The organism is Pseudomonas sp. FH4 (assembly GCF_000510915.2).
Lineage (GTDB): Bacteria > Pseudomonadota > Gammaproteobacteria > Pseudomonadales > Pseudomonadaceae > Aquipseudomonas > Aquipseudomonas brenneri.
In genome coordinates this window covers 1-570 of record NZ_AOHN01000055.1, presented here as the reverse complement: position 1 = coordinate 570, position 570 = coordinate 1, and the positions used below count along the sequence as shown (strand labels likewise).

The 570-nt window shown below is 61.1% G+C and carries 1 protein-coding gene; it reads right to left on the bottom strand.

The window, feature by feature from the left end:
* Positions 1 to 538, bottom strand: a 538-nt coding sequence (gene gpM, locus H097_RS26625) for a phage terminase small subunit (RefSeq protein ID WP_032863579.1), incomplete at its 3' end; no start/stop codon positions are given.
* Positions 539 to 570 lie beyond the last annotated feature (32 nt).

Sequence of the window (570 nt, the reverse complement as noted above, 5' to 3'; positions counted from 1 at the left end):
CGGTCAGGTTCCATTCGCCATCGACAAGCGGCAGCAGGTCGGACAGATAAGGCTCTGGGCTGCGCTTGGCGGTGTGCTCGGCATAGGCCCACTCGCACACGGCATCGGCAACAAAGGTCTGGATATCCCGGCGTTTGAACCGCTCCGGCATTTCCTGACCCTGTTCGATCAGGAAGTCCGCCAGTTCCAGGGCGTCATCGAACTGGGCGGTATCGAACAGCCAGATCAAGACCTGTACAGCAACGCGATTCGGGAAAATCAGCCCCGATTCGCAGTAGCGCTGGACGTATTCCTGGTACTTGGGCAGCAGCTCTTCGCGCTTAAGCGACTGTTTGCTGGCCAGGTTCTTAAGGTCACTGAGCCGCGCCAGGTCCTGGTTCAATGCCGCTTCCTGCAGTAGCAGGTGTTTGCGTGCATTGGCTGGACTGCTCAGGGCTTCCGCCGGCGAGTAAGGAAGAGCTGCCGAGACAGCCGCCGCCGTAACGGCGGCGCCTCCCTGCGCAATGGTGCGGCGCTTGTGCGCTAGGGCCAGACTCACGCGACCAGCTCCACGTTTTCGGTCATGGCGAA